The sequence below is a fragment of the Marinobacter alkalisoli genome (assembly GCF_045449795.1).
Classification (GTDB): domain Bacteria; phylum Pseudomonadota; class Gammaproteobacteria; order Pseudomonadales; family Oleiphilaceae; genus Marinobacter.
Window position 1 is genome coordinate 13,241 of the sequence record NZ_JBJJLB010000030.1, and the last position, 22,917, is coordinate 36,157.

Annotated in this window: 23 protein-coding genes; 13 read left to right on the forward strand and 10 right to left on the reverse strand. The window is 58.9% G+C overall.

Going from position 1 to position 22,917, the window contains the following annotated elements:
- The first annotated feature begins 33 nt into the window (after positions 1-33).
- Together ACJO3M_RS14530 and ACJO3M_RS14535 are read left to right on the forward strand one after the other, a co-directional pair.
- Positions 34-2,253, forward strand: a complete 2,220-nt coding sequence (locus ACJO3M_RS14530; protein ID WP_407002109.1) for a DUF1631 domain-containing protein — start codon at positions 34-36, stop codon at positions 2,251-2,253.
- A 38-nt stretch (positions 2,254-2,291) separates the two neighbouring features.
- Positions 2,292-3,077, forward strand: a complete 786-nt coding sequence (locus ACJO3M_RS14535; protein WP_407002110.1) for a TonB family protein — start codon at positions 2,292-2,294, stop codon at positions 3,075-3,077.
- A 4-nt stretch (positions 3,078-3,081) separates the two neighbouring features.
- On the opposite strand, the gene grxD is transcribed toward ACJO3M_RS14535, so the two are convergent.
- Positions 3,082-3,408, reverse strand: a complete 327-nt coding sequence (grxD, locus tag ACJO3M_RS14540) for a Grx4 family monothiol glutaredoxin (protein WP_406986354.1) — start codon at positions 3,406-3,408, stop codon at positions 3,082-3,084.
- A 331-nt stretch (positions 3,409-3,739) separates the two neighbouring features.
- Between grxD and argF the strand changes: the two genes are divergently transcribed.
- On the forward strand, positions 3,740-4,654 hold the full coding sequence (gene argF / locus ACJO3M_RS14545) for an ornithine carbamoyltransferase (protein ID WP_407002111.1): 915 nt from the start codon (positions 3,740-3,742) through the stop codon (positions 4,652-4,654).
- Positions 4,655-4,658: 4 nt separating this feature from the next.
- Positions 4,659-5,732 carry an ABC transporter ATP-binding protein gene (locus ACJO3M_RS14550; protein WP_407002112.1) on the forward strand — a complete coding sequence of 358 codons (1,074 nt, stop codon included), beginning with the start codon at positions 4,659-4,661 and terminating at the stop codon, positions 5,730-5,732.
- An 8-nt stretch (positions 5,733-5,740) separates the two neighbouring features.
- On the opposite strand, the gene glpK is transcribed toward ACJO3M_RS14550, so the two are convergent.
- The 3 genes from glpK to ACJO3M_RS14565 all read right to left on the reverse strand — a co-directional run bounded on the left by glpK (position 5,741) and on the right by ACJO3M_RS14565 (position 9,860).
- The gene (gene glpK / locus ACJO3M_RS14555) at positions 5,741-7,222 is read right to left on the reverse strand and encodes a glycerol kinase GlpK (protein ID WP_407002113.1); all 1,482 of its coding nucleotides are present in this window, start codon (positions 7,220-7,222) and stop codon (positions 5,741-5,743) included.
- A 255-nt stretch (positions 7,223-7,477) separates the two neighbouring features.
- Positions 7,478-9,052, reverse strand: a complete 1,575-nt coding sequence (locus ACJO3M_RS14560) for an ATP-binding protein (RefSeq protein WP_407002114.1) — start codon at positions 9,050-9,052, stop codon at positions 7,478-7,480.
- A 70-nt stretch (positions 9,053-9,122) separates the two neighbouring features.
- Positions 9,123-9,860 carry a response regulator gene (locus ACJO3M_RS14565; RefSeq protein ID WP_406986342.1) on the reverse strand — a complete coding sequence of 246 codons (738 nt, stop codon included), beginning with the start codon at positions 9,858-9,860 and terminating at the stop codon, positions 9,123-9,125.
- 248 nt (positions 9,861-10,108) lie between these two features.
- Here ACJO3M_RS14565 and ACJO3M_RS14570 point away from each other — a divergent pair, with 248 nt between their 5' ends.
- On the forward strand, positions 10,109-10,867 hold the full coding sequence (locus ACJO3M_RS14570; protein WP_407002115.1) for a GNAT family N-acetyltransferase: 759 nt from the start codon (positions 10,109-10,111) through the stop codon (positions 10,865-10,867).
- Positions 10,867-11,676, forward strand: a complete 810-nt coding sequence (locus ACJO3M_RS14575) for a lysophospholipid acyltransferase family protein (RefSeq protein WP_407002116.1) — start codon at positions 10,867-10,869, stop codon at positions 11,674-11,676. Before ACJO3M_RS14570 ends, ACJO3M_RS14575 begins: the two co-directional genes overlap by 1 nt.
- A gap of 21 nt (positions 11,677-11,697) precedes the next feature.
- On the opposite strand, the gene ACJO3M_RS14580 is transcribed toward ACJO3M_RS14575, so the two are convergent.
- From ACJO3M_RS14580 to ACJO3M_RS14595, 4 genes are all read right to left on the reverse strand, one after another.
- Positions 11,698-12,156, reverse strand: coding sequence for an FKBP-type peptidyl-prolyl cis-trans isomerase (locus tag ACJO3M_RS14580; RefSeq protein WP_406986335.1), 459 nt, complete (start codon positions 12,154-12,156; stop codon positions 11,698-11,700).
- A complete protein-coding gene (locus tag ACJO3M_RS14585; RefSeq protein ID WP_407002118.1) occupies positions 12,156-14,357 on the reverse strand; it encodes an acetyl-CoA hydrolase/transferase C-terminal domain-containing protein in 2,202 nt (733 codons plus the stop codon). The genes ACJO3M_RS14580 and ACJO3M_RS14585 overlap by 1 nt, the downstream gene beginning before the upstream one ends.
- A 139-nt stretch (positions 14,358-14,496) precedes the next feature.
- Positions 14,497-14,814 carry a hypothetical protein gene (locus tag ACJO3M_RS14590; protein ID WP_407002119.1) on the reverse strand — a complete coding sequence of 106 codons (318 nt, stop codon included), beginning with the start codon at positions 14,812-14,814 and terminating at the stop codon, positions 14,497-14,499.
- Positions 14,815-15,040: 226 nt separating this feature from the next.
- Positions 15,041-16,078 (reverse strand): NADP(H)-dependent aldo-keto reductase, encoded by a 1,038-nt coding sequence (locus ACJO3M_RS14595; protein WP_407002120.1) that lies wholly within the window; start codon positions 16,076-16,078, stop codon positions 15,041-15,043.
- Positions 16,079-16,165: 87 nt separating this feature from the next.
- Between ACJO3M_RS14595 and ACJO3M_RS14600 the strand changes: the two genes are divergently transcribed.
- Positions 16,166-17,413 (forward strand): glycosyltransferase family 4 protein, encoded by a 1,248-nt coding sequence (locus ACJO3M_RS14600; protein WP_407002122.1) that lies wholly within the window; start codon positions 16,166-16,168, stop codon positions 17,411-17,413.
- The gene (locus ACJO3M_RS14605; protein ID WP_407002123.1) at positions 17,379-17,951 is read left to right on the forward strand and encodes a phosphatase PAP2 family protein; all 573 of its coding nucleotides are present in this window, start codon (positions 17,379-17,381) and stop codon (positions 17,949-17,951) included. Before ACJO3M_RS14600 ends, ACJO3M_RS14605 begins: the two co-directional genes overlap by 35 nt.
- Before the next feature lie 8 nt (positions 17,952-17,959).
- Here the strand turns inward: ACJO3M_RS14605 and dinB are convergent, their stop codons facing one another.
- Complete coding sequence (dinB, locus tag ACJO3M_RS14610) at positions 17,960-19,024, reverse strand: DNA polymerase IV (RefSeq protein ID WP_407002124.1); 1,065 nt, start codon at positions 19,022-19,024, stop codon at positions 17,960-17,962.
- 115 nt (positions 19,025-19,139) lie between these two features.
- Between dinB and ACJO3M_RS14615 the strand changes: the two genes are divergently transcribed.
- The 5 genes from ACJO3M_RS14615 to minE all read left to right on the forward strand — a co-directional run bounded on the left by ACJO3M_RS14615 (position 19,140) and on the right by minE (position 21,719).
- Positions 19,140-19,418 carry a DUF1244 domain-containing protein gene (locus tag ACJO3M_RS14615; protein ID WP_406986319.1) on the forward strand — a complete coding sequence of 93 codons (279 nt, stop codon included), beginning with the start codon at positions 19,140-19,142 and terminating at the stop codon, positions 19,416-19,418.
- Positions 19,418-19,807: a HopJ type III effector protein gene (locus tag ACJO3M_RS14620; protein ID WP_407002125.1), complete on the forward strand. Its 390-nt coding sequence runs from the start codon at positions 19,418-19,420 to the stop codon at positions 19,805-19,807. Before ACJO3M_RS14615 ends, ACJO3M_RS14620 begins: the two co-directional genes overlap by 1 nt.
- On the forward strand, positions 19,804-20,583 hold the full coding sequence (gene minC, locus ACJO3M_RS14625; protein WP_407002126.1) for a septum site-determining protein MinC: 780 nt from the start codon (positions 19,804-19,806) through the stop codon (positions 20,581-20,583). The genes ACJO3M_RS14620 and minC overlap by 4 nt, the downstream gene beginning before the upstream one ends.
- Positions 20,584-20,648: 65 nt before the next feature.
- Complete coding sequence (minD, locus tag ACJO3M_RS14630; RefSeq protein WP_406986311.1) at positions 20,649-21,461, forward strand: septum site-determining protein MinD; 813 nt, start codon at positions 20,649-20,651, stop codon at positions 21,459-21,461.
- A 3-nt stretch (positions 21,462-21,464) separates the two neighbouring features.
- A complete protein-coding gene (gene minE, locus ACJO3M_RS14635) occupies positions 21,465-21,719 on the forward strand; it encodes a cell division topological specificity factor MinE (RefSeq protein WP_406986309.1) in 255 nt (84 codons plus the stop codon).
- 69 nt (positions 21,720-21,788) lie between these two features.
- Here the strand turns inward: minE and ACJO3M_RS14640 are convergent, their stop codons facing one another.
- On the reverse strand, positions 21,789-22,802 hold the full coding sequence (locus ACJO3M_RS14640) for a DUF2804 domain-containing protein (protein ID WP_407002127.1): 1,014 nt from the start codon (positions 22,800-22,802) through the stop codon (positions 21,789-21,791).
- Between the last annotated feature and the right edge of the window lie 115 nt (positions 22,803-22,917).

A 22,917-nucleotide genomic window follows, 5' to 3' on the forward strand; every position in this document is an offset into this window, starting at 1 on the left:
TGTATCCGGTTGAGGCGTAAACAGGAGTCGGCCATGAATAAGCAGTCCGGCATACATTATCTCCGCGAACACAGGAAAGCGGGCAGTTCCCGCCCCGTTCCCGCAGAGGTAACCCGGATCCGTGACACCGTCGTTGCCGGGCTGGGTGACTTGCTGCAGGGAGCCTTCGACGCGGTCGATGACTCGTTGTTCGAGCTGGCCAACAATGCCCGCAGCAATAACGAGCAAAACCGGTATTTTGAGGCGATGCGCGAAATCCGCATCAAACGCAAGGGTGTGGAACGGCATTTCCAGAACGCCGTTGCCCAGAATTTTTCCGCGCCACCGCGCAGCGGCGGTGTGACCAGCGAAGAAAGCCAGACTGCACAGCCTTCGGCTGACAACCTCTCTCTCGTGGGCAATGACGACCTGGAAGAGCAGGTCGCACTCAATGCCATGATCACCAAGGCCAAGGCACACTTCCAGGGACCACTGCTGCAACTCCAGACCCGTTTCAGCGTGGTCTACCCGGAAGCCAGCGAAGAGTCGCCGGTTAATCCGATGGCCCCGGAGCACTTGTGCAGCGCCTTTATCGAAGCCATACAGGCGCTGGAAATCCAGATTCGTGAGCGCCTGATCCTGCTCAAACAGTTCGACCGATACGTGGTATCCAACCTGGGCATGCTGCTGGATGAAGCCAACCGCATACTGATCCAGGCCGGCGTTATTCCCAATTTCCGCTACCACGGCAAAACCGGGCAGCAACAAGGTAAAACCCAGGGACAGTCAACTGAAAAGCCCAGGCCCGAGGGAGAGACCGACGACGCATCCCGAGCGGCCGGCCAGGCCGGTGACAGCGCGGTGTTTGAACAGATACGCCAGATGCTTGCCTTGCAGCGGGCCAACGCCGGCATCCCGTCACGGGCATCGGACCCCAATGTCCACGTTATCGGAGACGCGGAGCTGATCGGCCTGCTGAGCGCCCTGCCCCAGCAGCCGGCAACTTCCACCTCGGAGAATCTCAGTGCCGGAGAGCCGCTCACCGTAGATCTGCGGCAGGTGGTTGAGCAGTTGCTGGCCCACAAAGTGGCTGCGGATGGCAAGAAACCCGCACTGAACGAAATGGATGAGGACCTGATCAACCTCGTCTCCATGCTGTTTGAATTCATCCTTGACGACTACAACCTGTCAGCGCCTATTCAGGTACTGATCAGCCGGTTGCAGATTCCCATCCTCAAAGTGGTCATCAAGGACAAAACCTTCTTCAGCAAAGCAACCCATCCGGCGCGCCGTTTACTGAACTCCCTTGCCCGTGCAGGTATCGGATGGAGTGACAGTGACGAAAAGACTCGCGACAAACTTTACGACAAGATTCACAGCATCGTGCAACGCATCCTCAACGAATTCGATGGCGACCTGTCACTGTTTGAAGAACTCGGAGAAGAGTTTGAGCAGTACCTTGCCAGGGAGAACCGTAAAGCTTCACTGGTGGAACAACGAACCCGAGAGTCGGAGCGTGGCCGAATAAAATCCCAGAAAGCCCAGGAAACCGTCGATCGCGTGCTTCAGGAAAAAGTCGCCCGCTACCATTTGCCGGATTCGGTTCAAAACATCCTGGTCAACGGCTGGAGCCGGGTCATGTTCCTGGCGTACCTGCGGGACGATGTCGAGCACCGCTGGCTGGAATCCGTACGGGTCGTGGATGACCTGATCTGGTGCCTCCATCCTCACCAGGAAGATGAGGAAAGAGACCAGTGGGTACGCGTAGTGCCGGGCCTGATCAAGTCTTTGCGCGCAGGGCTGGAAGAAGTTTCCTACAACTCCTCAAAGCTCGACGAAATGATGAGCGAGCTCAAACACGAACTGACGGAAGCATTCCGGGCCAACGCGCTGATGGAAGCCCGGGAGGAAATACCAGCCCCCTCCGCTGAAGAACCGGAACAAATCCCGCCAACGGCTGTCGAGCGCCAACAGCAGCTTGAGGAAGCCGCCATTGCGGAGTACGTCGCGCAGATTGATGCGATCGAAATTGGCAACTGGGTTGAGTTCAACCTGGTCAACGGCGCCAGCTTCCGCTGCAAACTGTCTGCCATTATCGAGGAAGCGGACTGCTTCGTTTTCGTCAATCGCATGGGGCTCAAGGTAATCGAGAAAACTCGCACCGAGCTGGCCCACGAAATGCGTCGCGGGAGACTGACCGTACTGGAACAGGGCGCACTCATTGACCGGGCACTGGATGCTGTTGTTGGCAGCTTGCGGAGCAAGGCTGGATAAGGCCGCAATTCATTCTTGCCAGGAGCACGCGACAGACCATGCTGGATTATGGCCGTACTACCAGCCTTCCGGCCCAGTATCGAATTGCCCTTGCCATTTCCCTGGCGCTGTTCCTGCACACTGCGGCCCTGTCGGCCATTCCCTCACTGCTTGAGAAAACAGAGCAACCGACGCCGACCATGACCGTCACGCTGGTTGCTCCCGGCAGTCAGGCAGCCCCCGAGGCCGTGACCAGCTCCGCGGAAAAACCCGCCGAGCAGCCACAGCCCCCCCGGGATTCCAGCGTCCCGCCGCAGGATTCGAAGACAGCAAACCCGGACCAACCCGAGACGCCCTCGCAATCTGCACCCCCACGGGTCACTCCGGCCCCCGAACCGGCATCAGCGGCGCCCGCCGCCGGAGCCTCGCAGGCGGAGGCAGAAAACCAGTCGCCCTCCTCCCGAACAACGGCGGCGGGCGCTCCCGCCACCTCTCCAACCGAAGCGCCCCGTCAGATCAGACAGGTAACAGACTCCCCGAAAGAAACCGACGCCTACGTTGTCAGTCTCGCCACCCGGATTGCCCGGGAACTGAGGCGCAATGGCGTGCCGATGCTTCGGGAACTGAGCTCGCCCATCACCCTGGAGGTTGAACTGCAACTGCTGGGAAATGGCGCTCTGACCAGGGCAAACGTGTCCCGATCAAGTGGTATGAAAGGAATCGATGGCGCAGCCTACCGGGCTGCATTGGCAGCCAGCCCCTATCCGGAGCCGCCAGGTAAGGAGGGAGGGCAACAACGCTACCGGGTTGAACTGGTGTTCTCCCCGGAGCGCCTGGAAAACTAACGGATCAGGCTTCAGCCTGCTTGGCTGCATCCTTGACAGCCTTGGCCAAATCGCCACTTTCGGACATCTCAAGAACGATGTCACAGCCACCCACCAGCTCACCGTTGATGTAAAGCTGCGGGTAGGTCGGCCAGCTGGAATAAACCTTCAGGGCCTCACGCAGTTCCTGATTGTCCAGAATATTGACAAACGCAAAGCGCTCACCGCAGGCCATCAATGCCTGGACGGTTTTTGCCGAGAAACCGCACTGTGGAGCCTGCGGAGTACCCTTCATGTACAGAATGACCGGGTTACCCTCAAGCTGGCTCTTAATGGTTTCGTTAATGTCCATGAACATTCACCTCTGATTGGAAACGGAATTGCCTGTCGGCAATGCACTTGAGGCCTATTGTACACGCCGCCTGTCGGGGGCACCAAACTCCCCGCTTGATGCAGCGCAACCACCGCGGCAACGCCGTTGTCATCATCTGCCTTAAGGGCTAGACTTGAGCCCCTGTCTTCCAGGCAGTCAGCGCAGCTCCCGTCACGTTCACCCGCCGGTGCGGTTTTATCCGCAGTCTGGCGCGTTGTGGTTTTCCGACGCGGATTTTTACGGGCCAGTTGTAACAACCAGCATGCCCGTAAATGTGCGGCAGGGTTTTCGTTTGATAAAGGGCCAGAACATGGCAGCAAGACACTTTCTGACATTGAATGACATGACCTCCGGCGAGCTTGAGAGCCTGTTGGACCATGCAAGCAAACTTCGCAAAGAGTGGCGCAGCGGCGTTACCCGGGACACCCTGAAGAACCGGGTGCTGGCGATGATCTTTGAGAAATCATCCACTCGAACCCGGGTATCGTTCGAGGCCGGCATGACCCAGCTCGGCGGCGCCGCTCTGTTCCTCTCTCCCCGCGATACCCAGTTGGGACGAGGTGAGCCCATCGAGGATTCCGCCATCGTCATTTCCAGCATGGTGGATGCGGTGATGATCCGCACTTTTGCCCACGAAACCGTGGAAAAATTTGCCAGCGCCTCCCGCGTGCCGGTCATCAACGCGCTGACCGACGACTTCCATCCCTGCCAGTTGCTGGCCGACATGCAGACTTACCGTGAGCACCGGGGCAGCATCCGTGGCGCCACGGTGACCTGGGTCGGCGATGGCAACAACATGTGCCATTCCTACATCAATGCCGCTACCCAGTTCGGCTTTAACCTGCGCATTGCCTGCCCTGAAGGCTACGACCCCAGCGCCTCACTGATGCAGATGCACAGCGACCGCGTCAGCATCGTCCGCGATCCGCAGGAGGCAGCCCGCGGCGCCAACCTGCTGGTCACCGACGTGTGGGCCTCCATGGGCCAGGAAGACGAGCAGAAAGCTCGCGAAAAGGCATTCCAGGGCTACCAGATCAGCCCTGAACTGATGACCCTGGCAGACAAGGACGCACTCTTCATGCACTGCCTCCCAGCCCACCGGGGCGAGGAAATCTCCACGGACATGATGGAGCACGCCAGCTCCGTAGTGTGGGATGAAGCGGAAAATCGTCTGCACGCCCAGAAGGCACTGCTTGAATTCCTGATTCTCAACAAACTGGACTGACCGGATGAGCCCGAGCCTGAACCAACCCGCCGACTGGCTGCTGGAAGTGCACAACCTGTCCTGCGGGTACGGTGACGGCTCGGTGGTCAACGACGTCAGCTTCTCACTGAGCCACGGCGACATTGGCTGCCTCCTGGGCCCCAGCGGCTGCGGTAAAAGCACCATACTTCGTGCGCTGGCCGGTTTCCTGCCGCTCAATACCGGCGAAATCCGCCTGCAGTCACAATCCATCAGCCTGCCCGGCCGGACACTGGCACCGGAGAAACGCCGCATCGGCATGGTGTTTCAGGATTACGCGCTGTTTCCACACCTGACCATCGCCGACAATGTGGGGTTTGGCCTGCACAAGGAGAGCCGCAGCGAGAAGCGCCAGAAAGTCATGGAACTGCTGACTCTGGTGCACCTTCAGGACCTGGCGGACAACTACCCCCACGAACTGTCAGGCGGCCAGCAACAACGGGTCGCTCTCGCCCGGGCACTGGCGCCGGAACCAACGCTGATCCTGCTGGACGAACCCTTCTCCAACCTGGACACCGATCTGCGCCGTCGCCTGAGCCTGGATGTGCGCGAGATCCTCAAAACCCTCGGTATCAGCGCCATCCTGGTGACCCATGACCAGCAGGAAGCCTTTGCCATGTGCGATCAGGTAGCGGTACTGAAAAACGGCAGCATCCAGCAGTGGGACGTGCCCTACAACCTCTATCACGAACCGGCCAATCGTTTTGTGGCCGGCTTTGTCGGTCAGGGTGGTTTTATTCCCGGCAAGGCGCTGGGTCCGGATACCATTGAATCGGAGCTGGGCATCATTCACGGCAACAGGGCCTACAAATGGGCACCCGGCACCCTGGTGGACGTGCTGATCCGGCCTGACGACATCGTCTACGACGCGGACTCCGGCCTCAAACCCAAGGTGGTCGAGAAAACCTTTGCCGGCACCTCAACCCTGTACCGTTTCCGCTGCTCGGAAGACACGGAGTTCGAGGCCCTGTTCCGCAGCCATCTGGATTTTCATCTGGGCGAAACCGTGCCGGTGCGCGTCGAAGCCGACCATCTGATCGCGTTCGAACGCACTGCCTGACCGGGCCGTCAGTTGTTGCAGACCCGCTCCACGGCATCCAGCCATCCGGCATAGAGCGATTCCCTGAGGGCCGGTCTCATGGCCGGCTCGAACCGCCGCTCCCGCTCCCACAACTGCGCAATCTCATCCAGGCTCTTGTAGACGCCAGTATGGAGCCCGGCCAGGTACGCGGCTCCCAACGCCGTGGTTTCTGTTACCCGTGGGCGGTCCACCGTCACATTCAGAATATCCGACAGGAACTGCATGACCCAGTCGTTCACCGCCATTCCGCCGTCGACCCTCAGCGCCTGCAGGGGGGCACCGTCGTTCTGAATGGCGCGGACAAGATCCTTGGTCTGGTAGCAAACGGACTGCAGGCCTGCGGTGACAATCTCGGCGATACCGGTATCCCGGGTCAGCCCCATGATTGCCCCCCGGGCGTGAGGGTCCCAGTGTGGCGCCCCCAGACCGGTAAACGCCGGCACCAGGTACACCGGGTTATCCACCCCGACCTGCTCCGCACACGCAGCCGATTCACTGGCATGGCGAATCAGCTTCAGGCCATCCCGCAGCCACTGCATCGCCGCACCCGCGACAAAGATGCTTCCCTCCATGGCGTAACAGGGTTTGCCGTTCAGACGATAGGCCATGGTGGTCAACAGGCGGTTCTCGGAGCGTAGCGCCTGCTCTCCGGTGTTGAGCATGAGAAAACAGCCGGTGCCATAGGTGCTTTTGGCCATACCAGGCTCAAAACAGGCCTGGCCGATCAATGCGGCGTGCTGATCACCCGCGATACCCGCGACCTGCACCGGCGCGCCCAGACATGCCTCGTCAGTGGTACCGAAATCCGCGGCACAATCCATGACTTCCGGAAGCAGCGCCCTGGGCACGCGGAACAACTCAAGCAGTTCATCGTCCCAGGCCTGATTATGGATATTGAACAGCGCGGTGCGAGAAGCGTTGGTGGCATCGGTCAGGTGCGACCGGCCGCCGGTCAGGTTCCACAACAACCAACTGTCAACCGTGCCGAATGCCAGTTCTCCGGCCTCGGCGCGGGTCCGAGCACCATCGACATGATCCAGAATCCAGGCAACCTTGGTGGCCGAAAAGTATGGGTCAATCAGTAATCCGGTACGCTCGACAACGGTATCCTCATACCCATCGGTTTTCAGCTTGGTGCAAATCGATGCCGTACGGCGATCCTGCCAGACAATGGCGTGATGAATGGGCTTGCCCGTCTGACGGTCCCAGATAATCGTTGTCTCACGCTGATTGGTGATTCCGATCCCTGCCAGGGTCGCGGCGTCTATGCCGCCTTTTTCCAACACTTCACGACACACCGCCAGAGTGCTGTCCCATATCTCGGCGGCATCGTGCTCAACCCAGCCATCCCGGGGGAAATATTGATGGAATTCCTGCTGGGCCACGGCAACGCTGGTCCCGGTTTCATCAAACACGATAGCGCGGGAGCTGGTCGTCCCCTGATCAATGGCGAGAAGGTAATCTGGCATGATGATTGGCACTCCATTGTTTTTTCATGATTCTAACAGTGGAGAGCCTGAGGAAAGCAAAACCAGCAACAAAAATCCAAAAAAAAGGGCCGGTAAAAACCGGCCCTCAAATGACGAATGAAACAAGGAAAGTTCGTAAGAACTACAACCTCAAAAGTCATCCCTTACACTGCGAATTATGGACAAGGCGATGACCCTGTTCAGTTGAGGTTATGTATGTGGATTGTTACATCAGGTGAGAGGGCGAGACACAGTTCACACTATCGCGTCCACCGGCTTCTTGCGCGGCCACACCAGGCTGAACCTGGCACCACCCAGCGCTTCACTGCGGCTGACGAACGCCTGCCCGCCATGCCAGTACAGAATACGGCGCACAATCGACAACCCCAGCCCATAACCGCCGGAGGTGCGCGTGCGACTGTCATCCAGACGGGCAAAGGCGGTAAAGACCTTCTCCCAGTCCTCTTCCGGAATGCCGGGGCCGTCGTCCTCAACGTCCACCCGGCAGTTATCTTCGTCGAAATGACAGCAGACCATCACTTTCTCGCGGGCATAACGTCCGGCATTTCCGACCAGGTTCTGGATGGCTCGGTGGATGTAGCGAGGCTCGACATCTGACAGCCCCCACTGCTCCGATTCCTCGCCAATCCTGGCCGTAATGGCCAGTTCCGGGCGGATCAGCTGCTGCTCGCCCACCACCTGCCGAACAATATCCGTTACCGAAGTTTCCTGCAGCGAGAACACCGGCCCACCCTGCTCCAGCCGGGCGTAGGTCAGAATCTCATCAATCAGTTCATCCAGTTCCTGGATATCGCCGTCAATGCCATCCAGCTGCTTCTGCAGCGCCTCCGGGCTGGAGGCGCTCTCAATCATCTGTACACCAAAACGAATGCGGGCAACCGGCGTGCGCAACTCGTGGGACACCGCGTGGATCATCTCCCGCTGAACCCCCACCAGGCGCTGAATATGCTCTGCCATGCCATTAAAGGCCGCCGCCAGACGGGAAACCAGCTTACTGTCCCCGGCATCCACCCGGGCGCCCATCTCCCCCCGTGCAATGCGCACAGCCACCGATTCAACCGACCGCAGATTGCTATCCACTTCCCTCAGCGCCAGGTAGAGCGCCAGTGCCAGCACGCCGCCACTGACCGTCAGCAGCAGCAGGATCACGGGCCAGCCCCAGGAACTGAATGGCTTCGGCATGGTGAGGTCGATCAGGGAACCGTCCCCAAGCCGAATCAATACACTGGCACGGTCAGTGCCGTCCTGCTGGTACAGTGACAGTCCCCGCTCCGATACCCGATCCAGCACTTCGGAGCCCGGCACACGATCGGGACTCTCAACCCGGGACAGGAGTATCCCGAAGGTCTCTTCCAACTGATCGATCATCATCTCTTCACGGCCGGGGCCCACTTCATCCATATGCTGGCGCACAATCAGGGCCACCGCTTCAGCCACATCGCGATAGGTATCCCTGAATCGGATCGACAGCACCGAACCATCCACACCCTGAACCAGAACCTGCTGACCGATACTCGACTCCCTGGCGACAACCTGGCCATACGCCAACCGCTCAAGAACAACCGGTGACAGGGACAGGCCATCGGGCGCGGCTACCTGGAAATCGTAGAGCGATTCAAGCCAATGATATTGCTGGAGTGGTGCTGGCGACGCTGCCAGCCAGCGCATGAGCGGCTCGGGAAATCGTTCATTCCAGAACTGGGAACGAACCGAATTGACGCCCATGAACAGGGCAGCACACAGCAGCAGGACCAGAAAGGTAAGGCCGATCAGGCGAAGGTAGAGTTTGAGGAAAAACTTCAGGGGCATCGCGTTAACCCTGGCAACGAACGCCGGCCCCACCCCACAGGGAAGGCTGCCGGCGCCAGAGGCTGATGGTTCAGGCTTCTTTTACGAACAGATAGCCTTTGCTGCGAACCGTTTTGATGCGGCGGGGGTGTATCGGATCGTCACCGATCTTGGGACGAATCCGTGACACCCTGACATCGATGGAGCGGTCCTGGCCGTCGTATTCAATCCCCCGCAGGGCCGTGAAGATTTCCTCCCGGCTGAGCACCCGCCCGGCGTTACTGGCCAACAACCAGAGCAGATCGAACTCGGCACTGGTCAGATCGATACTCTCGTCATTGAGCCAGGCTTCGCGCATGGATCGATCCACCACCAGATCATTGAACTGGAGCCGGACCGGTTCTTCACCATTGACTTCTTCGGCCCCGCCCTGGCTGCCCTCGGTGATTCGTCGCAGCATGGCGCGAATCCTTGCCAACAGCACCCGGGGCTTTACTGGTTTGCCGATGTAGTCATCCGCGCCCATCTCCAGACCCAGCACCTGATCCAGGTCATCGGTCCGGGCGGTGAGCATGATGATCGGCCCCTGATAGGCAGGCCTCACCCGACGACAGATGGACAAGCCATCCTCGCCCGGCAGCATAAGGTCAAGAACAACCAGGTCAGGCTGCTCGTTGCGGATACGTTCGACTGCGCGGCCACCATGGGTCTCCAGGGAAACGGTCAGGCCGTTACTCTCCAGATATTCCCTTGTCAGCTCTGCCAGCCGTTCATCATCCTCGACAATGAGAATTCGCCAACTTTCGTTTGTCTGTTCCACGCCGTCCATCTCTGGTTTTGTTATTCCGGTTTCAGAAGAAGCATTCTGTTACTGACAATACAGGCAACCTGCTGTAACAGCAATTATACATGCTATTCAGAAATATACATGGAACCGCCACTCCGTTACAGCTGGTGACATACCTCACAACCTGATTTGTCCAAAAAACACTGTAACCCAGTCGTCATCGGGCGGTCATTCCGCTGTCACACCCGGTTCATAGCCTTGTCTGGAAACGGCAACAATGAGACCAAGCTATGAGCGCACAATCCGTTGACGTCACCCGCCCCGCCCGCCAGTTAAAGGCTGGAATAACAAACCACCCGGCCACTGTGGAAGCAGCCCAGCGCCTGCGTTACCGGGTATTTTCCGAAGAATATGGCTCCGACCTCGGCGCCACCACCCCGGGTATCGATGCGGACAGCTTCGATGCGTATTGCGATCATCTGATTGTTACGGACCAGTCCAGCGGACAGCTGGTGGCGACCACCCGCATCCTGCACCAGCGGGATGTGGCAAAGGCCGGCGGCTTCTATTCCGAAGGGGAATTTGACCTGGCCGCATTTCACCGTCTACCGGGCACTGTGGCAGAGTTGGGCAGAACCTGCGTCCACCCGGATTACCGGAATGGCGCCACCATCACCCTGCTGTGGGCCTCCCTGGCGGAGTACCTGGTTCAGCACCAGGTAGACTACCTGATCGGCTGTGCCAGCATCAGCATGGCCGATGGCGGACTGAAAGCCTGGAACATCGCCCGCTACCTACAGCGTGAATTCATGTCCGATGAGGCCTTTCGGGTGACTCCGAAACGGGAGCTGCCACACCTGGCCCATCCGGTCAGCGAAGGACGACCGGTGAATGTACCGGCCCTGATCAAGGCATACATGCGACTGGGGGCCAAAGTATGCGGGGAACCCTGCTGGGATCCGGAATTTCGCTGCGCGGATGTCTTGGTGGTGCTGGAAGTGAGCCGGCTGGCTTCGCGTTACAGCCGACACTTCCTGGCCAGGGCCTGATGACCATGGGAGGAATCCGGCTCACCGTCAGGCTGGCGCTGTTTTCCGCCTTCCTGCTCACTACCGCACTGATCGCAGCAGCCTGCCTGCTGGCGGAAAGCGTCTCGCGGCGCGCCATCAACCGTGCTCCGATCGCCCGCTTCTGCTTCCATGGCGCCAGCCGCTGCCTCGGCCTTCGCATTCGCCTGCAGGGCACCCCGGCCGCCGGGCCCGTGCTGCTTGTCAGCAACCACATTTCCTGGTCTGACATTCCAGTGCTGGGCGGTACCGTCCCACTCCGCTTCCTGTCCAAGGCGGAAGTGGGTCGCTGGCCGGTGATCGGCTGGCTCGCGCGACAAGCCGGAACACTGTTCATTGTCCGTGGCGGCGGCAGGGCACGGGAAGCCAGGCAGGAAATCGCCTCGACCCTGTGCGGCGGGCAATCCGTGCTGATATTTCCGGAAGGCACAACCAGCACGGGGCTGACGGTACTCCCGTTCCACAGCCGGTTACTGCAGGCAGCGGCGGATGCCAATGTTGCCATTCAGGGCATCAGCATTGCCTACACCAGACAAGGGAGGCCGGACCACCTTGCACCGTTTATTGGCGATGACGAGTTCCAGTCCCACCTGCCCCGACTGCTGCGACAACCAGCCGTGGACGTTACCGTGGCGTTTCACCCGCCAGCGCAGATTGGCGCCGACAGGTCACTGACGGAGGTCGTTGAACAGGTACAGGAAACCGTCGCCGGCGGCGTGCGGCAGATCTATCGGGAAAGGGCCATTGAAGCTGGCAGAGACGCAGGCGAGCCTGTGCGGCAGCAGGCGTAAGCCGTACAGGCAACCCGCCGCTCAGTAAAGCGGGCGCCCCTGAGCGACTTCCTCTTCCGTAGCTTCCCGCTTGCCGACAATTTCCAGATCGAAGTACAGGGTAAAACCCGCCAGCGGATGATTGGCATCCACCTTAACCAGGTTGCCATCAATACTCACAACCTGAACGACCTGTGCGCTGTCTCCGGTGTTGGTCTGGAACTTCATGCCAACATCAAGGTTCTCCACCCCCTCGAACATGGAGCGTGGCACCTTGCGAATCAATTCCGGGTTGTGCTCGCCATAGGCCATGGAGGGCGGCACGGTGACCTCAAGGCAATCGCCCACGTTCCGGTCTTTTACCGCCTCCTGAATGCCGGCGATAATGCCCGGGCTGCCATACAGGAAGTGCAGAGGCTCACTGCCCTCCGAGGTATCAACCAGCTCCCCGATCTTGTTCTTCAGGACATAGTGAACGGTAAAAACATCAGGTTTTTGCATCAGGTTTCTTTGCTTCCCGTGTCGGATGGTGTATCAAGTTTGCGCAGGCCATGAATAACCAGGCGCCGATCAAGCCTGGCCTTCAGGCCACGGGGATTCTCCAGCCCCATACGCTGCAACAATGCCGCGTAACGGCCGTCCTCATCCTTCTCCCGAAGGGCCTGCCACAGCGTTACCAGTTTACCACGTCGGGTCGACGTTGCGGCCTTCAGGGTCTGCAATGCCTTGCCCAGGGTCAGTTCCTCGTCGGTGAAGTCGCGGCCAAAGGGAAACGCAGGGAACAGCTCCTCGTCCCCAGTACGGGTCACCGCCTGGCGCACGGCGTCCGGCGTGTTATTGCACCAGTCGGCGGGCAGCGTGAAATCCGGCGCCACCTTGCCTGCCTTCTGGGCCTGTTTCAACAAATCCTGCTGAAAGCGGGAATCGGCGATGCGGATCAACCTCAGATAGACCTGTTCGTCAGGCTGTCCACGCAGATCGGCGATGCCATATTCGGTCACCACAATATCCCGCAAGTGTCTGGGAATGGTGCAATGACCATAGCTGAACACAATATTGGACACTGCCTCACCCCCGGATTGGCGGGTACTCCGCAACGTCAGGATTGATCTGGCGTCCGGCAGCTCGTGAGCCATGGCGACGAAGTTGTACTGACCACCCACCCCACTGACCACGCGGCCATCGTCCAGGCCGTCGGAAACGGCAGCGCCGCTGAGGGTGTACATCATGGCCGAATTGATAAACCGGCTGTGAACGCGTTGGGCGGCCTTTAACCGCTGAGTGCCGAAGGCGTGATCATAAAGGTGGTTGATGTAATTCACGCTGGTCATGCAGATGCGCTGACGGTCCTCGTCGGACAGATCCCGCAGAGCCTGGTAGAACGATTCCGGCCCGACATAGAAGCCACCGTGCATGACCACGCCGCCGGTCAGGCGATCACCCAGCGCCAGGGTCCGGATGGCCTCTCTGGAGTCGGCATTATCCAGATCCGCATCCAGCGATTGCTCCCCTACCCTGAGGCGCCCCCCCTTGAATTCGACGGTGTCCCTGAAAATACCGAATCGGGTCAGCCAGCGAACGTCCCGGGCCCGCATCGGGGAATCAATCAGCTTTTCCCGGCGGAGGACATCGAGTGTGTCCAGTGAGACCTGCTGACTGATATCGCCCTGGTTGATCAGGGTTTGCAGGCCAGCGTGGTCATATACCACGCGGGTCAGTACGCCGGCATCCAGCAGATAATAGAAACCGTCGACCATCATTTCGCTGCAGCCATACAGCCCTTCCCGGAACGGCTCAGTGCCACCGTCCTCCGTTGCTACCGGGAACCGGTCCGCCACACGCAAACGGTCAAAGACCGCATTCCAGTCATCGTTCTGCTTGTGACGCATGATGGTACTGTGCACCAGAGCTGCCCCCAGGGAACCGATCCCCACCTGCAAGGTGCCGCCATCCCTGAGCAGAGTGCTGGCATAAAAGCCGATCAGATGATCTGCCGGGCTCACCGCCATCTGTGGAGCGGAGAACAGCGGATAGTCGGATGGCTGGTGCTCCAGCAGGACATCGAAACTTGTCTCGGCAATTGCCGCATGCTGCCCCATGAACGGCAGGTTTTCATTGAGTTCGCCAATGACAGCCACCGGCGTCCCTTCAGCTTCCCGCTCACGCATCAGGGGCAACAGATCCAGAGACAGGTCCGGATTGGAGCTGAGACTGACCTGACCCGAGCCATCCCCGGGCGCGATCATCTGCCCGATCACATTCACCCCCAGCGCCATGAGATCCCGCACGGCATGGGTGTAGTTGGTGCAAACGTAATTGCGCTGCTGATCAACATTGTTAAGGAACGATCCGGCCTTGAAGAAAAACTCGGATACTTTGACATTGTCCGGCAGGCGGTTGGCACTGACATCACGGGCATAGGCCAGTTCCGGAATACGTCCATACAGACGCTCGGCGAACGGCCCCATAAATCGCTTTTCCAGGGAGGAGCTACCCCGGGGAGCGAGCAGCGACAGCGCGGTGACAATATGAAGGTTAATGGAGGGATCGTCCTTGGCACGCTGATACAGCGCATTCACGAACCGAACGGGTTTACCCAGCCCCAGCGGCAAGCCGAGCGTTATGTTCTTGCCCACCCGCTCGATAACGGCGTCCACACAGGCATTGGTATCACTCAGGCGCAATGGCGCGTCTGCCACCATATCCATACTCCTTTATAACCTTCGTAGAGGGTTCCGGAGAGGATCATCACATGATAGGTGCAGGCAGACAATGAGCCAGGCGACTTAGTTGGGAGCTAAAACGGCAAATTCCGGGGAGATGGCAGAGGAAGAGTGGAGGTCAGAAATTCCACTTCAGATTCAGGGCCGCGCCCTCTTCCAGCAGGGCAACGCCATGGTCCGCACGGGCCCGATCGGAAGCGTAGCGTTTTCCGCTGGACCCGGAACGATACAGGCTGAGGCTCAACAGGCGGGAACCAATTTCCGTCAGCGCGTCCTCGGTATCGTCACGCTCAAAATCACCCGCCATCCGTTCCTGGAGCTCGTATACATCCTCAGCAACGTTTTCATCAGCAATGACTCGCTCGTCCGCCTCGGCACGAACGACGAATGCAATCATATTGAGGGCTAACAGCGTGACAAAAATGCGGATAATCATGATACTTCTACGACCTTTATTATTAGGGAAGCAGTCTACGTTCGTGTACTGCTAAAGTCTAATGATTCGAGGCCAGAAAGATGTGATTCTGCACACAAATTAGTCGATTTTTTGTCACCAAATGAAACCGTTTATGTCAATAAATTATCCCTTCCAATTTCAGTGTATCTTTCTGGCGAGGGCTGCGCCCCGACGCGTCTCCAGGCAACACGTCGGGGCGAGCCACTCAGGGACAGGGGTAGGTGAACTCCTGGTGAATGGCCTCAATGGCTTCAATCAACTCTCTGTCCAGCGTGATCCGGGCCGATCCGATGTTCTCCCTCAACTGCTCCATGGTGGTAGCGCCGATGATATTACTGGTAACGAAGTCCCGGCTGTTCACCCAGGCGAGGGCCAGTTGCACCGGTGACAGACCATGTTTCCTGGCCAGATCCGCATAGGCACGGGTCGCCGCCTCGCCACGACCGCCGGAGTAACGGCTGAAACGCTCAAACAGGGTCAGACGTGCCTTCGGTGGGCGCTGACCATCCAGGTACTTGCCAGACAACATACCAAACGCCAGGGGCGAATACGCCAGAAGTCCGGCCTGCTCCCGATGTGACACTTCCGCCATCCCCACTTCGTAGGAGCGGTTCAGCAGGTTGTAGGGATTCTGGATACTCACCGCCCTGGGCCAGCCCTTTTCCCGGGAAAGCCTCAGATACTCCATGGCTCCCCAGGGCGTTTCATTGGACAGTCCGATGTGGCGAATCTTGCCCTCTTTCACCAACTCGTCGAGAGTCGAGAGGGTTTCCTCAATCGGTGTCGAATGCTCCTCCGGGTTATGGACATAACCCAGCTTGCCAAAGAAGTTGGTATTCCGGTCCGGCCAGTGCACCTGGTAGAGATCAATATAGTCGGTCTGCAGGCGCTTCAGACTGTCATCACAGGCCTGGCGGATGTGCTCACGGGTCAGGCGGGGCCCGTCCCGCAAATAACTCAGACCATTTCCCGGCCCCGCCACCTTGGACGCAATCACCAAATCATCCCGACGACCGCGGCGAGCCAGCCAGTTGCCGAGGTATTGCTCGGTCCGTCCCTGGGTCTCAATTCGAGGCGGCACCGGGTACATTTCTGCCGCATCAATAAAGTTAATACCTTCGGCAACGGCCAGGTCCAGTTGCTCAAATGCTTCCTGTTCCGTGTTCTGCTCGCCCCAGGTCATGGTGCCGAGGCAAATCAGGCTGACATCGATATCGGTGGTACCGAGCTTGCGCGTCTGCATAGTTTCTCCGGTTTGTCTGGTCAAAAGGTAAACAGATTGTCACGGGGCTGTCGCATAACTGTCACAGCGACTTCCCATAGTGGAAACATGATTCAGGGAAACACAGGACGCACCGTGACCAATTCATTGCAGGCCATCCGGCGCAGCAGTCACATTACCATCGTTTCCGAGACCTTTCCTCCGGAAATCAATGGTGTGGCGAACACCTTGAGGCACTTGTGCCAGGGCTTGCTGCAACGCGGCCACCGGGTAGCGGTGGTACGCCCCCGCCAGCAGCATGAAGTCAAAGGACAGGTGGACCACGCCGGAGATCAGCTGTTTTCCGCCGAACACGTGGTAACGGGCCTGCCCCTGCCCGGCTATCCGGATCTGCGCTTCGGACTGGCAGGAGCGCGGTCGCTGACAAAACTCTGGAAAGCGCAACGTCCGGACGCGGTTTACGTAGCCACCCAAGGGCCACTGGGGCTGGCAGCCGTAGCCGCCGCCAGACGTCTGGGCATTCCGGTCAGCTCCGGCTTTCACACCAACTTCCACTCCTACAGCCGATATTACGGCGCAGGGTTCCTGGAAAAGCTGCTCTGCGCGTATGGGCGCTGGTTTCACAATCGCACCGCCATCACTCTGGTGCCCACCCGGAAAATGCAGCGCACGGTGGCGGATATGGGCATCACCCGGACAGGACTCTGGAGCCGGGGCGTCGACTGCCACCGTTTCAGCCCACACAAACGCGACGAGGCACTGCGTCAACAGTGGGGCCTGAAAGACACTGACCGGGCCATTCTTTATGTCGGCCGGCTGGCCTCCGAGAAAAATCTGCAGATGGCCGTCGCCTGTTTCGAACGCCTTCGGGGACTGCACCCCCAGACCCGTTTCGTTCTGGTGGGTGATGGCCCACTGCGCAAACAGCTGGAAGAGCGTCACCCGGATTATATTTTCTGCGGGACCCGGCGCGCGGATGACCTGGCTCGCCACTATGCGTCCGGGGATATTTTCCTGTTTCCGAGCAAAACCGACACTTTCGGCAACGTAGTGACCGAGGCCATGGCCAGTGGCCTGGGCGTGGTGGCCTTCGACGATGCCGCCGCCAGCGAGCACATTCGCCAGGAAGAAAATGGCATGAAGGCGCCGCTGAACGACGATGAGAGCTTCGTGGACAATGCCCTGCGCCTGGCCGACCAGCCCACGCTGCTGAACCGAATCCGCGCCCAGGCACGCCTGGACGCCCTGGAACTGAACTGGGCCAGCCAGATCGAGCAGTTTGAACAGCTGGTATTCAATCAGCCAACAAAGGCCAACTACCATGCCGTCAACAACCAAAGCATCTCGCTTCTTTAACCTGGTGGATCAGCGGGAGTACGCCTTTTGCCAGGCGATTAACCGCAGCCTGCGCTTCCGGCCGGTACACGGCTACTTTCAACTGGTCAGTCGCCTGGGTGACGGCTGGCTGTGGTACGCGCTGATTCTCGCCATGCCGATGATCCGGCCCGCCGATGGCCTGGCGCTGGCCCTGCTGATGGTCGCCACCGGGCTCACCTGCACGGTGACCTACAAGCTGCTCAAACGCTGGCTGATCCGTGAGCGACCGTTTATCTCATTCCCCAGCATCAACTGCGGTACGCCACCGCTGGACCGCTACAGTTTCCCCTCCGGCCACACCCTGCACGCCGTCTGCTTTACCACTATGATTGCGCTGCTGGCGCCAGGCCTGTTCTGGCTGCTGCTCCCCTTCACACTGAGTGTGGCTGCCTCGCGGGTTGTCCTAGGCCTGCACTACCCCAGCGATGTCGCCGCCGGAGCACTGATAGGCGGATGCCTGGGCAGCCTCGCGGTCTACGGTTTTGCTGCGCCGGTCTGGGCCCTGTTTGCCACCTGAACTGGTCGTTATTCGAACAGCCGCAACTGTGTGACGGGGGAATCGTCGTTACGGAAGCGCACACCCAGCCCCAGAAGCCGAACCGGGCGCGAACTGTCCGTGACCAATTCATCCAGTAACGGGCTGAAATCTTCAATACCGGGCTCCCGGATTTGCTCCCGGACCCGCTCAAGGGTATGGGTCGAAAAGTCGCTATAGCGAATCTTGATAAACAGCTTGTGGATGGGTTTGTCACGGGCCTTACGGCTCAGGCGCAGGTTCAGGTCAGCCACCAGCGAGGCCATCACCGACTCACAGGCGGTCTTGTCGGGAAGATCCTGGGAAAAGGTCCGCTCCACGCTCAGGGATTTGGCGATGCGGGACACCACCACCGGGCGCTCATCACGACCAAACGCCATCTCGTGCAGCCGGTGGCCCTGCTTGCCGAAACGGTCGATCAATACCTCGGCGCCGATCGCCTGCAAGTCACCGCAGGTACTCACGCCGAGAGCGTGAAGCTTGCCGGCAGTGACCTGCCCCACACCAAATAACTTTTCCACAGGCAGCTCGGCCACAAAGCCTTCAACGTCCTGGGGACGAATCACGAACAGACCGTCCGGCTTCTTCCAGTCACTGGCGATTTTTGCGAGGAATTTATTGGGCGCCACGCCAGCGGAAATTGTGATACCGACTTCATCACGCACGCGCTGGCGAAGGTACTGCGCCATCAACGTGGCACTGCCCTTGTGATCGGCGACATCACTGACATCCAGGAACGCCTCGTCCAGCGATAGCGGCTCCAGAAGGTCGGTCATTTCACGCAGAATGGCCATGACCTGCTGCGACACGGCACGGTATCGCGCCATGTCCGGCGGCACTGTCACCAGCCCGGGACACAGGCGGCGGGCCTCTCCGCCCGGCATGGCAGACCGCACCCCGAATGCCCGGGCGCGGTAATTACAGGTGGTCACCACCCCCCGACCGCCTTCTCCGCCCACGGCGAGGGGCACATCCCTTAACGAGGGATCGTCCCGCATCTCCACGGCGGCATAAAAGCAGTCGCAATCCACATGTATGATCTTGCGCTGGGGCATCGGACAACAACTCGAGTCGACAGTCTGTACATATATACAGCCTTGTATCTTAAGCTAACATACAGAGAATGTCAGGAACTCTTCAGGCACTCTACAGCCCAACAGGCGAGCAATCATGACAAACCCCATTCCCGAGCAATCACAAACCGAAATCGAGGCCGCGGCATTCCGCCGTCTGGTGCAACACCTGCGTGATCACACCGAAGTCCAGAACCTGGATCTGATGAACCTGGCCGGGTTCTGTCGTAACTGCCTGTCCAAGTGGTATCGTGCCGAGGCCGCCGAACGGGGCTATGAGCTGTCCGATCCGGACGCCCGCGAGGTTATTTACGGCATGCCCTATGAAGAATGGAAATCCCGTTATCAGAAGGGCCCCAAACAGGACCATAAATAATGAACATCAATGAATCAGTGCGGATTCATCTGGCGTCCCTGAAAGCGGGCCATGCCGATTTTGACGATACTTTGGCGTTGATTGACCGCCATTTCGAGTATCAGCCGACCGGTTTCCATAACGGCCCACTGCTTAACGCCGCCGGCGAGAATGCAGGCTCCTGCAGGGTATTTGCACTGGGTCAGTACTGCAGCCTCAACGAAGCCGACACCCTGCAGCTGTTCGCACAACATTACCAACAGGTATTGAATGATCCCGCAGGCGGCAGCCATGGTAACATTCGTCAGTTCATCAGCACCGGCTGGTCCGGCATCCGCTTTGAAGGCGAGCCACTTCGCGCCCGCCCTGCCGACTCCCGGAACGATCCCAAGGAAGAGAGCCTTTCATGAGCGATACCGCCACCTCAGGGGTACAACACTGCTTTCAACTGAAAAGCGCCAGCGTGTCCATGACGGCTCTGGAGCTTTATTACTTCGACAATGACGAATTCGAGGACACCCTGCGGGACAAAATCAGTCAGGCGCCCGGGTTCTTCAAGGACATCCCGCTGATCATCAGCCTGGAGAAGTACGAAGGTCTGAGCAGCGAGCTGGATTTCTTCAAGATTATCGGCACCTGCCGCCGCCATAATATCCACGTTATCGGTGTTCGCGGCGGCAACGACGACCAGCGCAGACTGGCCCGGGGAGCTGCACTGGCCCTGTTGCCCGGTGGCAATCAGCGTGACCGTGACGTCAGCCCGTCCGACCAGAAGGCGACCGCCGCCAACGAGCCAGCACAGGTGAGCGAACCGGAAGCCAGCCCGGCCGCAGAATTGCCATCCGGGCCCGCACCGGCCCGCATCATCAATCAGCCGGTGCGTTCCGGCCAGCAGGTGTATGCCCCCGAAGGCGATCTGATCATTCTGGCCCCGGTTCAGGCTGGCGCGGAAGTACTGGCGGCAGGTAATATCCACGTCTACGGTCCGTTGCGTGGTCGCGCCCTTGCTGGCATACACGGTGCGCCGTCCGCCCGGGTTTTCTGCCAGTCACTGGAAGCGGAGCTTGTGTCCATCGCCGGACACTATAAAATCTCTGAGGATCTTCAGGAGAAAAGCTGGAAAACCGCTGTTCAGATCCAGCTCAGGGACGACCTGCTGGTGGTAACGCCACTGGAAAAGGCCTGATAAGACTATAACGACCGATTTACTCGGCATAGATGACGAATCCACCGTGAAACAGGAATGTAACCTTGGCTAGAATCATTGTCGTTACCTCAGGAAAAGGTGGCGTAGGCAAAACCACCACCAGCGCCTCAATCAGTACCGGTCTGGCCAAACGCGGCCACAAGACCGTGGTCATTGATTTTGACGTGGGCCTGCGCAACCTCGATCTCATCATGAACTGCGAACGCCGGGTGGTGTATGACTTTGTCAACGTCATCCAGGGCGAGGCATCGCTGAACCAGGCGCTCATCCGCGACAAGCGCGTCCAAAGCCTGTACATACTGCCAGCCTCGCAAACCCGGGAAAAAGAAGCCCTGACCCGGGAAGGCGTTGAAAAAGTCATTAACGAACTGTCGGAGACCTTTGACTACATTGTCTGCGATTCCCCGGCCGGCATCGAACACGGTGCACTGATGGCACTGTACTACGCGGATGAAGCTGTTGTGGTCACCAACCCGGAAGTGTCCTCGGTGCGGGATTCCGACCGCATCCTGGGCATCCTGCAGAGCAAGTCCCGCCGCGCCGAGATGGGCCAGGACCCGGTCAAGGAGCACCTTCTGCTGACCCGCTACAACCCATCCCGGGTGGAAAGGGGCGAAATGCTGTCGGTAGCAGACGTGGAAGAGATTCTTGCTATCCCGCTGCTGGGCGTCATTCCGGAAAGCCAGATTGTGCTGAATGCGTCCAACCAGGGTCTGCCCGTCATTCTTGAAGAAGACAGCGATGCCGGTCAGGCCTATGACGACGCCGTGGGCCGGCTGCTGGGCGAGGAGCGCGAACACCGCTTTATGTCTGCCCAGAAAAAGGGCTTCTTCTCACGGATGTTCAAGGGGGGCTAAGGGATGAGTTTCCTCGATTACTTCAGAAGCAAGAAAAGCAACAGTACCGCCAACGTTGCCAAAGAGCGTCTGCAGATCATTGTTGCCCACGAAAGGGGGCAACGCGAACAGCCGGACTACCTGCCCCAGTTGCAGCAGGAACTGCTGGCCGTCATTCGCAAGTATGTGCAGATCAGTGACGATATGGTCCAGGTGGAAGTGGACCGCAACGACAGTTGTTCGGTACTGGAACTGAACGTCACCCTACCGGAAAGCTGATCGCGCTTTAAATCACTTTCCAGATCACTTTCCAGATCACTCTCCAGATCATTCGCAACACGCCCGCAGCTACCAGCGGGCGAAATGATCTTCCATCAATCCCCGTAGCCCTGCTATGGGGATTTTTTTGTCTTCATCATCCACCACAAAGCCTTCAAACGTGCCCGCGTATTGGCGGAAGTTGGACGCCAGCACCAGAGCATTCAGCCGTTCCTTGCGAACACCCGACGGCACAAAGCGGAGATCCACCCGGCCATCGCTGGTGGTAACCCGCCAGGGTGCGCCCTGATCGTAGCGGTCAAACTCGAACCTGGCCAGATCAAGCTTGATGCAGCGACCATTGAGCCACAGTGCGTTCTCGGTCAGCCCTGATTCGTTCACCCCGGTGGCGAGATTCAGACCAACAGAGGTGCCATCCGCCAGTTGACCGGCCAGGCATGCCCAGTTCCAGGCGGTTTCACGGCGCATGAAACCGCAACTCCAGTCGACTGAACCCCGGGTATGGTCATCACAGCGCCAGACCTGGTCTCCCCAACGAATTTCACCGGTGACCGGCAAGCCCGCAGACTTACGGGTAAACACCCAGCCATTGTACCCTGCGGGACAAGCCAGCCTCAGGGGATCCCGGTCTTCATGGAGTGCAAACATCGCACGAACAGTGTCACCCGCCGTCACGCTGATGCTGCGACCTTCCGGGCCCGGGATAATCCTCAGGTTCGCCTGTTTGCTGCGGAAACTGGCCACACCGTCCTCCGGACGCGGTTCTATTACGGTGCCCCTGCCCAGCGGCTGCATGAAGGTTTGTTCCAGCATCTCTCCGGAAGCAAAATCATACACATAGAAAAATCCGTTGCTCACCAGTTTCAGGTCAACAATGGCCAGACCAAATACCCAGTGTTCCGACATGACACTGACAAACTGGAACTGATTGAACCGCCATTTCCGGGCAAGCCGGGAGCGAGGTCGGTCCATCACCGTTCGCAGGTCGTAATCCAGGTAATTGATCGTATCCACGGGGCCCGAAAACACCCCGGTTTGCACCCGCCCCCTGTCATCAATCAGTTGCTTTATCGAAGTCATCATTTTCAATTCGGGCCAAATTCAATGTGTGGATGTACAGGCAGATACCCAGTTCACAATCCCCTGATTCAACGCCACGCCCCTGTAAATGTGCATGGTAGACTCATGCCACTCACAT